The 12,227-nt window shown below is 58.6% G+C and carries 12 protein-coding genes; 8 read left to right on the forward strand and 4 right to left on the reverse strand.

Translation table 11 applies throughout. From position 1 onward, the window contains the following. Positions 1 to 52 precede the first annotated feature (52 nt). Positions 53 to 2,044, forward strand: coding sequence for a DNA topoisomerase IV subunit B (gene parE, locus KCG45_RS12945; RefSeq protein ID WP_218317732.1), 1,992 nt, complete (start codon positions 53 to 55; stop codon positions 2,042 to 2,044). Beyond that, positions 2,037 to 2,414 carry a hypothetical protein gene (locus KCG45_RS12950; RefSeq protein WP_218317733.1) on the forward strand — a complete coding sequence of 126 codons (378 nt, stop codon included), beginning with the start codon at positions 2,037 to 2,039 and terminating at the stop codon, positions 2,412 to 2,414. The genes parE and KCG45_RS12950 overlap by 8 nt, the downstream gene beginning before the upstream one ends. A gap of 60 nt (positions 2,415 to 2,474) precedes the next feature. Here the strand turns inward: KCG45_RS12950 and KCG45_RS12955 are convergent, their stop codons facing one another. After that, on the reverse strand, positions 2,475 to 3,692 hold the full coding sequence (locus KCG45_RS12955) for a bifunctional alpha/beta hydrolase/OsmC family protein (protein ID WP_218317734.1): 1,218 nt from the start codon (positions 3,690 to 3,692) through the stop codon (positions 2,475 to 2,477). Positions 3,693 to 3,917: 225 nt separating this feature from the next. Between KCG45_RS12955 and KCG45_RS12960 the strand changes: the two genes are divergently transcribed. Further along, positions 3,918 to 4,787 carry an AAA family ATPase gene (locus tag KCG45_RS12960; RefSeq protein ID WP_218317735.1) on the forward strand — a complete coding sequence of 290 codons (870 nt, stop codon included), beginning with the start codon at positions 3,918 to 3,920 and terminating at the stop codon, positions 4,785 to 4,787. After that, positions 4,787 to 5,236: a GFA family protein gene (locus KCG45_RS12965; RefSeq protein WP_218317736.1), complete on the forward strand. Its 450-nt coding sequence runs from the start codon at positions 4,787 to 4,789 to the stop codon at positions 5,234 to 5,236. Before KCG45_RS12960 ends, KCG45_RS12965 begins: the two co-directional genes overlap by 1 nt. Here the strand turns inward: KCG45_RS12965 and KCG45_RS12970 are convergent. Then, positions 5,221 to 6,621 (reverse strand): methyl-accepting chemotaxis protein, encoded by a 1,401-nt coding sequence (locus KCG45_RS12970; RefSeq protein ID WP_218317737.1) that lies wholly within the window; start codon positions 6,619 to 6,621, stop codon positions 5,221 to 5,223. The two genes, KCG45_RS12965 and KCG45_RS12970, sit on opposite strands and share 16 nt — an antisense overlap. 133 nt (positions 6,622 to 6,754) lie before the next feature. Here KCG45_RS12970 and KCG45_RS12975 point away from each other — a divergent pair, with 133 nt between their 5' ends. Both KCG45_RS12975 and KCG45_RS12980 read left to right on the forward strand, forming a co-directional pair. After that, positions 6,755 to 7,939 carry a vWA domain-containing protein gene (locus tag KCG45_RS12975; protein ID WP_218317738.1) on the forward strand — a complete coding sequence of 395 codons (1,185 nt, stop codon included), beginning with the start codon at positions 6,755 to 6,757 and terminating at the stop codon, positions 7,937 to 7,939. Beyond that, on the forward strand, positions 7,936 to 8,592 hold the full coding sequence (locus tag KCG45_RS12980) for an immunity protein Imm33 domain-containing protein (RefSeq protein ID WP_218317739.1): 657 nt from the start codon (positions 7,936 to 7,938) through the stop codon (positions 8,590 to 8,592). Before KCG45_RS12975 ends, KCG45_RS12980 begins: the two co-directional genes overlap by 4 nt. A gap of 3 nt (positions 8,593 to 8,595) precedes the next feature. Here KCG45_RS12980 and KCG45_RS12985 read toward each other — a convergent pair whose 3' ends face one another. Then, a complete protein-coding gene (locus KCG45_RS12985) occupies positions 8,596 to 9,798 on the reverse strand; it encodes an exo-beta-N-acetylmuramidase NamZ family protein (protein ID WP_218317740.1) in 1,203 nt (400 codons plus the stop codon). 59 nt (positions 9,799 to 9,857) lie between these two features. On the opposite strand from KCG45_RS12985, the gene KCG45_RS12990 reads away from it, so the two are divergent. Next, positions 9,858 to 10,355: a TspO/MBR family protein gene (locus KCG45_RS12990; RefSeq protein ID WP_218317741.1), complete on the forward strand. Its 498-nt coding sequence runs from the start codon at positions 9,858 to 9,860 to the stop codon at positions 10,353 to 10,355. On the opposite strand, the gene KCG45_RS12995 is transcribed toward KCG45_RS12990, so the two are convergent. Then, positions 10,352 to 10,858 carry a DOMON-like domain-containing protein gene (locus KCG45_RS12995; RefSeq protein WP_255548223.1) on the reverse strand — a complete coding sequence of 169 codons (507 nt, stop codon included), beginning with the start codon at positions 10,856 to 10,858 and terminating at the stop codon, positions 10,352 to 10,354. The genes KCG45_RS12990 and KCG45_RS12995 overlap by 4 nt on opposite strands. 88 nt (positions 10,859 to 10,946) lie before the next feature. Between KCG45_RS12995 and tyrS the strand changes: the two genes are divergently transcribed. Next, the gene (tyrS, locus tag KCG45_RS13000; RefSeq protein ID WP_218317742.1) at positions 10,947 to 12,179 is read left to right on the forward strand and encodes a tyrosine--tRNA ligase; all 1,233 of its coding nucleotides are present in this window, start codon (positions 10,947 to 10,949) and stop codon (positions 12,177 to 12,179) included. Positions 12,180 to 12,227: the final 48 nt, after the last annotated feature.

Below are 12,227 nucleotides of genomic sequence, written 5' to 3' on the forward strand. Positions count from 1 at the left end.
AACACATCCGCGCGCGCTTGTGGGAGTGCGCTCGGCACTCCATATCGGAAGCATGTCCGACGATCTGTTTGAAAACACGCCGACATCGAGCGGTGATTACGATTCCTCTTCCATCGAAGTTCTCGAAGGGTTGGAGCCGGTTCGGCGCAGGCCGGGAATGTACATCGGCGGTACGGACGACCGCGCGCTGCATCACCTCGCTGCCGAGGTACTCGACAATTCCATGGACGAGGCTGTGGCAGGTCACGCGAACCGCATCGAGGTGCGGCTGGGGGAAGGCAACCGCCTGACGATTTCCGACAATGGCCGCGGTATCCCCGTCGATGAACATCCGAAGTTTCCTGGTAAATCGACGCTCGAAGTCATCCTTTCGACACTGCATTCCGGCGGCAAGTTCTCAGGCAAAGCCTACGCCACAAGCGGCGGGCTGCACGGAGTCGGGATCAGCGTCGTAAACGCGCTATCATCTCACACACGCGTCGAGGTCGCCCGCGACAAGCACCTTTACGCACAGGAGTTTGCGAAGGGTCAGACGCTCGGAAAGATCGAGAAAATCGGCGCGGCGCCGAACCGGCGCGGGACGCAGGTCAGCTTTACACCCGACACCGAGATTTTCGGCGACCGCAAATTCAAGCCGCAGCGGTTGTTCAAACTCGCGCGGTCCAAGGCGTATCTGTTTGCTGGCGTCGAGATCCGGTGGAAATGCGCCGAGAGCCTTGCCAACGAAGACGTGTCGGCCGAAGCGAGCTTCAAATTCCCCGGCGGCCTCGCAGATCATCTGGCCGGACAGGTAGGCGCGCGCGAGTGCGTAACGGCACAGCCTTTTACCGGCACTCAGGAATTTCCCGAAAACGCCGGCGGTCAGTCGCAAGGCAAGGTCGAATGGGCCGTGGCATGGCCGCTCTATTCTGACGGTTCGACGAGCTGGTATTGCAACACCGTCCCCACCCCCGATGGCGGAACGCACGAACAGGGCCTGCGCGCCGCGCTGACGAAGGGGCTCCGCGCGTTCGGCGAATTGACGGGCGCCAAAAAAGCAAAGGACATTACGGCCGACGATGTAATGACCGGAGGCGAAGTGATGCTGTCCGTTTTCATCCGCGACCCGCAATTCCAGTCGCAAACCAAGGATCGGCTGACCTCGCCCGAGGCCGCGCGCCTCGTCGAAAACGCCGTCCGCGATCACTTCGATCATTTCCTCACCGATAATATGGAGCGCGGCAAGGCGCTGCTGGGTGAGGTCATGGAGCGCATGGACGAACGCCTCAGGCGCAAGCAGGAGCGCGAGATCAAGCGCAAGACTGCGACCAATGCCAAAAAACTGAGATTGCCCGGCAAACTTACCGATTGTTCGGGCGAAACCGACGCGGAGACCGAGCTGTTCATTGTCGAAGGCGATTCAGCTGGCGGAAGCGCAAAACAGGCACGCGATCGCAAAACGCAGGCGATCCTGCCGATCCGGGGCAAAATCCTTAATGTGGCAAGCGCCACCGCCGAAAAGATTCGCGCCAATAGCGAGATTGCCGATCTCGGCCTCGCGCTCGGCTGCGGCACGCGCAAGGATTGCGATGCAGAGGCGCTGCGTTATGACCGTGTCATCATCATGACCGATGCCGATGTCGATGGCGCGCATATCGCTACATTGTTGATGACCTTTTTCTTCCAGGAAATGCCCGATCTTGTTCGCAAGGGGCACTTGTTCCTCGCCCAGCCCCCACTCTATCGCCTGACTGCAGGGAAGGAGAGCCGCTACGCGCGTGATGACGAACATCGTGCCGAGCTCGAACAGACCGTGTTCAAGGGGAAGAATGTCGAGGTTGGCCGATTCAAGGGCCTCGGCGAAATGAACCCGCAGCAGCTGCGTGAAACCACCATGAACCCCGAAACGCGTTCGCTGATCCGAATTACGCTACCGCCCGAATTCGAAGACCGCGCAGCGGTGAAAGAGCTCGTCGACCAATTGATGGGCCGAAACCCCGAACACCGGTTCAACTTTATCCAGAACCGTGCCGGTGAGATGGACCGCGACATGATCGATGCCTGACGAGGAAAAGCCGCGCTATCCCAATCCGCGCGAAGAAGACATAATGGCAGGCGACCGCCGTATCTCACGGCCAGACAGCTCGCTGCCCGACTGGGAAGTCCCGGATACCTCGTACCGCCCGATCCCGATTGTGTGGTTCACAGGGGCATTCGTTATCCAGACTGTCGTTCTATTCGCAATCTTCATCCTGCTGCTTGACCAGCACGGTGCGATAACGATTGCTCTGTCGGCCCTGGTCACAGGCGCAATCGGCGCGTGGACATGGGACAGAGGCATGGCGCAAGCTTCCCGCGGCTGGCGCGCGGCGACCATTATTGCTTTCCTAGTCAATTTGCTTTTGGTTATCTCGTCTGCCGCCTCGCGATTGTAGCGAGGATCTCGGCCGTTGTGGGTCTCCTATAACCCCCTTCCAAAACTCGCCTCTTGAAGGTCAGCTATCCGTATGAATATGCAGATGCCCTTCCAGTGTCTTGTGGACCGGGCACTTGTCGGCGATCTCGATAATCTTCCGCCGTTGGTCTTCGGTGAGGTCATCGCCTAGCACCTCGATAACCCGATGAAGCGCCTGAGCTGGCATTTTGTCCTCTTCGGATGACAGCGCGTGCCCGCAATCCTCGGCGTGACTGCGTTCATGGGTGACGTGGATACGGGCGCCCTCGAACGGCCACTCCTTCCGATCGGCGTACATTTTCATCGTCATGGCCGTGCAAGTGCCCAGCGCTGCCAGGAGCAGATCGTACGGCGTCGGACCAGTGTCATCGCCGCCATAACTCCTGGGTTCATCGGCCACGAAACGGTGCGTGCTCGTATGAACCTCTGTGCCGAACTTGCCGTGGCCGGTTTGAACCACCACGCCGTCTTCGGGCATGGGCCAATCGTCGCGCAGCGGCAGGTAACGGTGGGCCCAACTGGCGATTACGCTCGCCGCGAACTCGGCATCGACCGGGTTTGTGAGCAAATGATCCGCGCCCGCGAGGCTGACGAAGCTTTTCGGATGAAATGCCGCTTGAAACAGTGCGCTGGCGTGCTCGATTCCGACGATATCATCGGAAGGAGAATGAAGTGCCAAATACGGGATTCGCAGGTCCTTCACGAGGGCCAGCAAATCCACCGAGCGGGTCTTTTCCAGGAAATCGCCGCTCAAGTTGAACGCACGTCCTCCGATCAGGACTTCACCCTCGCCATCGCGCTCGATTGCTTCGAGATCGCCGGAGATATTGTGCAGGACATGGGGGACGTCCGAAGGCGCGCCGATGGTTGCAACGGCAGCGACCTTCGCGCGGCCCAGCTTCGATGCGGCGGCAAGCACCGCTGCGCCGCCTAGGCTGTGCCCGACCAGCAAGAGCTTGTCTCCGAACCGTTCGAACAAATGCTCGGCGGCGGCAACAAGGTCATCGATATCGGTGGCGAATCCGGCTTTTCCGAAATCGCCATCGCTTCCGCCCAATCCGGTAAAATCAAAACGGAGGCAGGCGATCCCTTGCTGGGCCAGCGCCCGCGCCACGCTTATCGCGGCGCGGCTCTGCTTCGTGCAGGTAAAGCAATGGGCGAAAACGGCAGCTCCTCGGACAAGACCGGTCGGCAATTCCAGCGAGCCCGACAGCGTTTGCCCGCCTGGGGTCGAGATCGACAACGAATCCATCGGCATAATGCGTCCTCCTTTTCATCCATATTCGTGAAATGGGCGGCAATCGCTACAGCCGTGCCGAATAAATCTGCCAAAAGCTTCCTATCCGGATCAGGGACGCGGCCCTTTCGAAGGCTCATTCTCGAATCAGATAGCGCAGGCATTCGCCCCCTTGCACAGGCGGGCAGCGCGCCCTATCGCATCGCAGCATTTCAGTTTCGAATACGGACCAATCGAAGGGATACCATGACCGATCAGCCCAATGGCCAGCAACGTTTCGAGGGTACCAGCGATTACATCGCGACCGATGACCTTAAGGTGGCGGTCAATGCCGCGGTGACTTTGCGCCGTCCGTTATTGGTTAAGGGTGAGCCTGGCACGGGCAAGACCGTGCTCGCCCACGAAATTTCGAAAGCCATCAATGCGCCGCTGATCGAGTGGAATGTCAAATCGACCACCAAGGCGCAGCAGGGACTGTACGAATATGATGCGGTTGCACGCCTGCGCGATGGCCAGCTCGGCGAAGAGCGTGTCCACGACATCCGCAACTACATCAAGAAGGGCAAGCTGTGGGAGGCTTTCACTGCTCCCGAACTGCCCGTCCTCCTGATCGACGAGATCGACAAGGCTGACATCGAGTTTCCGAACGACCTGCTGCAGGAGCTCGATCGGATGAGCTTCGACGTCTACGAGACGCAAGAGCGGATCGAAGCGAAAGAGCGCCCGATTGTCGTCATCACTTCGAACAATGAGAAGGAACTGCCCGACGCATTCCTGCGCCGCTGCTTCTTCCACTACATCAAGTTCCCCGACCGCGAGACGATGCAGTCGATCATCGATGTCCACTATCCCGGCATCCAGAAAACCCTGGTCAAGAAGGCGATGGATATTTTCTACGAGTTGCGCGAGGTGCCTGGTCTGAAGAAAAAACCGTCAACCAGCGAATTGCTCGACTGGCTTAAGCTGCTGCTCAACGAAGACATGCCGCTTGAGGTGCTTCAGGATTCCAACCCGAACAGCGCGATCCCGCCAATGCACGGTGCGCTGCTGAAGAATGAGCAGGACGTGATGCTGTTCGAACGGCTCGCATTCATGGCGCGCCGCAACCCGACCTGATGCCGCATAAGGGCGGATGTTTCTGCGGCGCGGTAAAGTTCACCATCACCGCAGAGCCTCTAGGCGCGCGCTATTGCTGGTGCCGCGACTGTCAGCGGATCGCCTCCGGCATGGCAACGGTCAACGTGCTCTTTCCAGCCTCCGCAGTCGAATACACCGGGCCGATAACGACCATCCAGCGGGTGGCTGATAGCGGCAATACCGTTGAGCGCGGCTTTTGCACAGAATGCGGATCGCAACTTTATAGTGAAACGGTCAAAGGCCCTGAACAGCCGATGCGCGTGCGTGCGGGCACGTTGGACGACCCGGAGATATGTCCACCGAGCCTGATCATCTGGGGGCCAAGCGCCCCCACATGGGCACCGTTTCCGGATGCGATGACCGTTCTTGAGGCTGGCCCCGGTTCGCCAGAATGGCGAAGACCGACGCGCAATCAGTCAAACGTGTAAGCCAGCTCGAAATCGCCCCAGCGGCGGCCATTGATGACCAGCGGCACGTAGACATTGCGAACAACGAGATATTTTTCGCCGTCGCCCTCCTGCCGATAGACCGCCATCATGTACGGGGCGTCACTCCCCTTGGCGCGCCTGTCGATCGGATCGAAAATGATGCGGCCGTTGCGGCAGAACTGCGTATCGTGGGTGATGTCGCCGGTCGGTTCCCGTGATCGATCGGTCAGATGGGTTGGCAGGTACCCGTTCAGATCGGTGCACGCGGCAGCTATAACGTTGTCGCTACCAGCCTTCGCCTGATCCAGGAAATTGCGCCATTCTGCATGCGCCCAATCGGTCAGCGCGGTGCGATATCGCTTCGGATTGCTACCCGGAATTTCATCATACACCGTATCGAACAGCGCATCTTTGGGCAGTGCTCCTGACGCAATCGCTTCTTCGGCATGCTGTTTGACCTGCGCGGCGATGTCCTGCGCTTTTTCAACCATGACGCTGTCTTGCGGTGAAAGGCCGGCATGGACGATCCGGTCGAACATCTCGCTCGCCGTCAGCTCCAGATCCCCCATCTTGTGATGCGCGCCTTCGAGCTTTTCCTCGTTCTCGCGCGCCGCCTGGTCGAAGCTGATGAGAACATCCTGTACCGCACCGACGTGTTTGCTGATCGTTCCAGTGGAGCGAGCAATCACGTCGTTTTGTTTGTCGACCTCTTCCACGAGTTCGCCGACACTGCTGATGGTTGTTTCAATCCGCGCTACAGACGCTTTCGCTTCACTGCTCGCCTGGGACCCGGCCTCGATGCGGCCGATGACCTCGTTCGCTTCTCCGCCAAGCGCCTCGACCGTTTGTGCGATTTCCTCCGTTGCCTTGCGGGTATCATTGGCGAGGCTCTTCACCTCGCTTGCCACCACCGCAAATGTCCGCCCAGCTTCGCCTGCCCGCATCGCCTCGATAGTGGCATTGAGCGCGAGGATATTGGTCGTTTCTGCAATGTCATCGATATCCTGAGCACTCCGCCGCACCTGCTCCATCGCAGCGGAAAAGCTCGTCACGTGCTGGCCTAGCGTGTCGACCAGGTCGAGCAGCCCGTTGATTTGGTTAAGCGAGGCCTGGATCAGGGATGTTCCCTCTCCCAATCGCTCGATTGCGCGCTCGGACAGCAAACGCGCTTCGTCGCTCGCCTCGGCAACCTTTTCCTGATCCGCTTCGAGCGCCTGAACCGTCCCCCGCAGGGCCTCGTGTTCTTCGCGCAGCTTCTCCGAAGACTGGATAACGGCCGCGACCACGCCTGCGACATCGGTACAGCCGACCGTAACGGCACCGCAGCTTTCAGGGATATTTCCGAGCGCAGCTGCGTCCGCTGTGTCGATGGCGATTGGTTTCATTGCGGCTGCGACCCTTGCAAGTTTGTCTTGTGTGCACCGCGTTACGCGTTGATGGTTAGCGAAGCTTTAAGGGACCGTCATCGTCGGCGCTAAAAGACTGGAAAGAGCACGCCTGCAAAGCTACACCGGCGGCATGTTTTTCAACTTCATGGACGAGCTGCGCGAAGCAGGCATTGGCGCGAGCTTCAAGGAGCACCTGACGTTGCTCGAGGCGCTGGACAAAGACGTCATCGAGCAGACCCCTGAGGCGTTTTATTATCTGAGCCGCGCGACCTTCGTAAAAGACGAAGGGCTGCTCGACCGTTTCGACCAGGTGTTCCACAAGGTCTTCAAGGGCGTGATGACCGATTACGGCCAAAACCCGGTCGATATCCCCGAAGACTGGCTGAAGAACGTCGCCGAGAAGTTCCTCACCGAAGAGGAAATGGCCGAAATCGAGAAACTCGGCAGCTGGGACGAGATCATGGAGATGCTGAAAGAGCGCCTCGCCGAGCAGGAAAAGCGCCATGAAGGTGGCAACAAATGGATCGGCACCGGCGGGACATCGCCATTCGGCAATTCAGGGTACAACCCTGAAGGTGTGCGGATCGGCGGCGAAAGCAAGCATAAGCGAGCGATCAAGGTTTGGGAAAAGCGCGAGTTCAAGAACCTCGACAGCACGAAGGAACTCGGCACCCGCAACATCAAAATGGCGCTACGCCGCCTGCGGCGTTTCGCACGCGAAGGCGCAGCCGACGAACTAGATCTCGACGCGACGATCGACGGTACGGCGAAACAAGGCTGGCTCGACATCCATATGCGGCCCGAGCGCCACAATGCTGTGAAGCTGCTGCTGTTCCTCGACGTCGGCGGATCGATGGACCCTTTCATCAAGCTCTGCGAAGAGCTGTTCAGTGCAGCCAATGCCGAATTCAAGAACCTGGAATTCTTCTATTTCCACAACTGCCTGTACGAAGGCGTCTGGAAGGATAACAAGCGGCGCTGGCAGGAACGTACGAAGGTTTGGGATGTGCTCCACAAATACGGGCATGACTATAAGGTCATCTTCGTCGGAGATGCGGCGATGAGCCCGTATGAAATCACCCATCCGGGCGGCAGCGTCGAGCACATGAACGAAGAAGCTGGCGCAGTATGGATGCAACGTGTGACCAACACTTATCCGGCGACTGTATGGCTGAACCCCGTGCCCGAAAAGCAGTGGGGCTATTCGCAATCGACCAAGATGATGAAGGAACTCGTCGATAATCGCATGTATCCGCTCACGCTGGAGGGGCTGGACGATGCAATGCGCGAACTAAGTCGGAAACAGGGTCATTGAGCTATATTGAGCTACCCGATGGCGTTGAACTCAGTGATCCCCGTCCGACAGCGGCGGCTAACCCCTACACCTACTTCATGCCGCACCCTGACGAACTCGCCGCACTCCAGCCAAAGGACGGGGTAAAAGCAATCTTCCACCAACCCGGTTGCGAAGGCGAGTATGATGTCGAGCGAATGTGGGTCCTGATTGATCGCATCGAAGATGGCAATGCGATCGGGACGCTCGACAACGAGCCTTCGAGCTTGGACAAGATCAAGATGGGCGATCCGGTCCGCGTCCCACTTACCCACGTTGTGTCGACGGCCTTTCACAAGAATAATCCGCGCCCTGTGACGCCCGACTATCGCGAGTATTGGGAGCGCTGTTTTGTCGATTCCTGTGTCGTGGAGGGGCGATGTCACGCTGACTATATCTACCGCGAAGAGCCAGACATGGCGCGAGAAGGAGACAAATACCCCGATAGCGGATGGCGTGTTCGGGGTACGGACGAAGCTATTGCCGAAGACGAGAGGCGTGGCACGGGACCGATCTACGTCGCGATCGGCAAGGTGCTCAATGCCGACGACAACTGGCTGCATTTGATTGACCGTGAGTTTGGCGTCGCTTTCCAATGGGACGCTGAGACCTGGAATTACATTGAGCTGGGATGAAGTTCAGTAAAGCAGATGGCTGCGTACCATCTGCACCCACGCCGCCTCGTCAGCCGAGGCAAGCGCATCGAGATCATCCGGTGCGGCGTTCGGATCGTCGACCCATTCGCGAAGTGATCGCCCGCCATTGATTACGTCTATAGCCAAGACGTTCTCAGTGTATTCGTATTTGAATTCGTTGCCACGCCAAATCGGATAGTTCGGATAGAGCCGCCGGATCGCCTTGAATGCGAGCGCCTGCATCCGCCATGGCTTGAACGCATCATGATCGTATTGTGGACCTTCTGCGTGGATCATCAGGGCGTTACACAAACTTCCTGCGTGCTTGTGGAAGGTCGGTTCGAACCAGCAATCGCGCAGAATGCATCCATTCAGCCAATCGGGCGCAAGCTTCCGCATTTCTGCCAGAACAGTCTTGGCATCGATGTCCGGCGCGCCGAACAATACCTCAAGCGGGCGCGTCGTGCCCCTGCCCTCGCTCACGGTCGCACCCTCAATCATTACCGTTCCGGCATAGGCGCGCGCCATGTTCAAGTTGGCGGCGTTGGGTGAGGGGTTTATCCATATCCGGTCCACCGGCCAGCCGTGCCCAGGACCATCATGTTCCCACCCCTCCATCTGAACAACACGGTAATCGACCTCCAATCCGAAGTGATCGACAAACCAGTGACCCATCTCGCCGAGGGTAAGTCCGTGACGCATGGGCATGGGCGCGGCGCCGACGAAGCTTTCATGGCCGGGCACAAGCATCGTCCCTTCCACGGGGCGTCCGGCTGGATTGGGGCGATCGAGCAGCCATACCTCTTTCCCAACCTTTGCTGCTTCTTCAAGGATATAAAGCAGGGTCGTAACAAAGGTGTAGATGCGGCAACCGAGGTCTTGCAGGTCGAACAGGAAAATGTCGGCGCTCGACATCATCTGACCGGTAGGACGTCGAACCTGCCCGTAGAGCGAAAAGATCGGGATGCCGTATTGCGGATCGATTTCATCCGCGGTCTCGACCATGTTGTCCTGCTTATCACCCTTCAAACCATGCTGAGGGCCGAACGCGCTGGTGACGTTCACACCGGCCGCAATCAGCGCATCAAGGCTGTGAGTGAGGTCCTCTGTAACGCTGGCGGGGTGGGCGACGAGCGCAACGCGTTTTCCATCAAGTTCGGAGAGCAATTGCCGGTCGGCAAGTAGGCGGTCGATTCCAAATTTCATGGAGCGTGGTTGGAACACCCGCCGGTCAAAGGCAATGGTATTTGCGCGGGTATGGGCCTATGCCCATCAACATGGAATGGACCCCCGCAATCATCGCAGGCCTTTGGGCAATCATCCTAGGCGGAGCGGGAGGCGCCCTGACCGAGATCGGTGAGTGGTACAGGAACCTCAACAAACCCAGCTGGCAGCCGCCCGATTGGGCATTCGGTCCTGCCTGGACACTGATTTTGGGCCTGTCCGGTTGGAGTTTCTATCTTGCATGGGTGGGCGCACCCACCAGCGCCGATCGCAATATCGTTATCGCGCTATTCGCTGTGAATTTCGTCCTGCATCTCGGATGGTCGCCGCTCTTCTTCAAGATCAAGCGACCGGACTGGGCATTGCTGGAGAACGTGTTTCTTTGGCTTTCTGTGTTGTCGCTCTTCGTCGTCCTGCCGCAATATTCACAGCTCGCAGGATGGCTGAATGCGCCATATTTGGCCTGGGTAAGCTTTGCGATGCTGCTTAACTGGAAGATCGTCCAGCTCAATTCGCCATTCGGCAACGCCGCAGCCTAGGCCCGTTCGACGATCATCTGCCGGCATGCTTCGGAATGGAACTCCGGCTTGCCCGGTGGGAAAGCGAGCGCCCAGAACTGGAGGTCGCCGCCTTCGTGCTCGACAATTGCGTTGAGTGCGACTTGCGCAGGATCAGGCAGCTTGGCCGCTATGCTCGCGTTGAGGACCAGCCCGCTTTCGTCATGTGAGCAATCAACGGTGATAGCAGCGACCGGGGCGTCGCGCATCCCTTCGCGAAAACTGTCGAAATCGTAGGCGGCCCAACGCCCCGAGGGTGACAGATTGAATTCGCGGTAGGACGATCCGCCGATCGGTTGCCAGAAAATCTCGAAGCAAGTCGTCTTCCAGAGGTTGTCCATACGTTCCGGCTGCGCCTTACGCGGAAGCACGATCGCATCCGCTCGCCCGTCGAGCCGAAACTGCGCCTCGCAACCGGCCTCGGTCGGGGTGATCGAAGCGGTGACCGCCCGGATCGGTCCGAGATCGCATGTCTGGTGAAGCATCAAGGGGTTCATGATGTCCCTATTGCGGAGCGCGATCAGGTGGGCAAGCCCTTCCCCAGCACCGCCCCCGCTGTTAAGCGCTTGCGCCATGAGCGAGAATTACGAATCCGATCTTTTGCGCCTGCTTGATGAGCGGGGATACATTCACCAGGTGACCGATCCGGGCGCGCTGGATCAACTGGCGAGCAAGCAGGTGATCCCTGGGTATATCGGCTTCGATGCGACCGCGCCGAGCCTGCATGTCGGCAGCCTTGTACAAATCATGATGCTGCGCCGATTGCAGCAGGCTGGTCACAAACCGATCGTCATCATGGGTGGCGGAACCACCAAAGTCGGCGACCCTTCAGGAAAAGACGAGAGCCGAAAACTGCTGACGTCCGATGCGATCGACGACAATATCGCCTCGATCCGCACTGTTTTTGAAAAGCTGCTGACCTTCGGCGATGGCCCTACCGATGCGGTCATGGTGAATAATGACGAATGGCTTTCACAGCTCGGCTATGTCGAACTTCTTCGCGATGTCGGTCCACATTTCACCATTAATCGGATGCTGACCTTTGATTCAGTCAGGCTTAGGCTTGACCGCGAACAACCGCTGACTTTCCTCGAATTCAATTACATGATCCTGCAAGCGTACGATTTCCTCGAACTTGCGCGCCGCTATGATTGCAGACTCCAAATGGGCGGCAGCGATCAATGGGGCAACATTGTCAACGGGATGGAGCTCGGTCGCCGGATGGAAGGGCACGAACTATTCGGCCTGACGACACCGCTGCTAACGACCGCCGATGGCGCGAAGATGGGAAAGACCGCCGCCGGTGCCGTCTGGCTTAACGAGGACCAGCTTCCTTCGTATGACTTCTGGCAATATTGGCGCAACACCGATGATCGCGATGTCGGCCGTTTCCTGCGGCTGTTCACCGATCTTCCGCTAGAGGAAATCGCCCGTCTCGAGACGCTCGAAGGGGCAGAAATCAACCAGGCCAAGGAAATATTGGCCAATGAGGTGACCGCCATGGTCCGCGGCGCCGATGCAGCAAGCGCCGCACAAGCAACAGCGCGTGATACCTTCGCCGGTGGCGGGGCGGGCGAAGACTTGCCGACCCTTTCGGTCGGACCGGAGGGCATGCGGATAGGCGCGGTGCTCACAGAGCTGGGCTTCACCGCATCGAATGGCGAGGCTAAGCGCAAGCTGACCGAAGGTGCGGTCAAGCTCGAAGGCAAGGCCATAAGCGATCCCGGTTTCCTAATCGCGCCTGCCAAGGGTGAGGCATTAAAGCTAAGTCTCGGCAAGAAGAAACACGCCATCGTCACCCGCTGACACGGACCCGAGGCTCGGCTTTCCCTGCGATTTACCAATTATCAGCCT

The sequence above is a fragment of the Erythrobacter ani genome (assembly GCF_019204025.1).
In the GTDB taxonomy this organism is placed as follows: domain Bacteria; phylum Pseudomonadota; class Alphaproteobacteria; order Sphingomonadales; family Sphingomonadaceae; genus Erythrobacter; species Erythrobacter ani.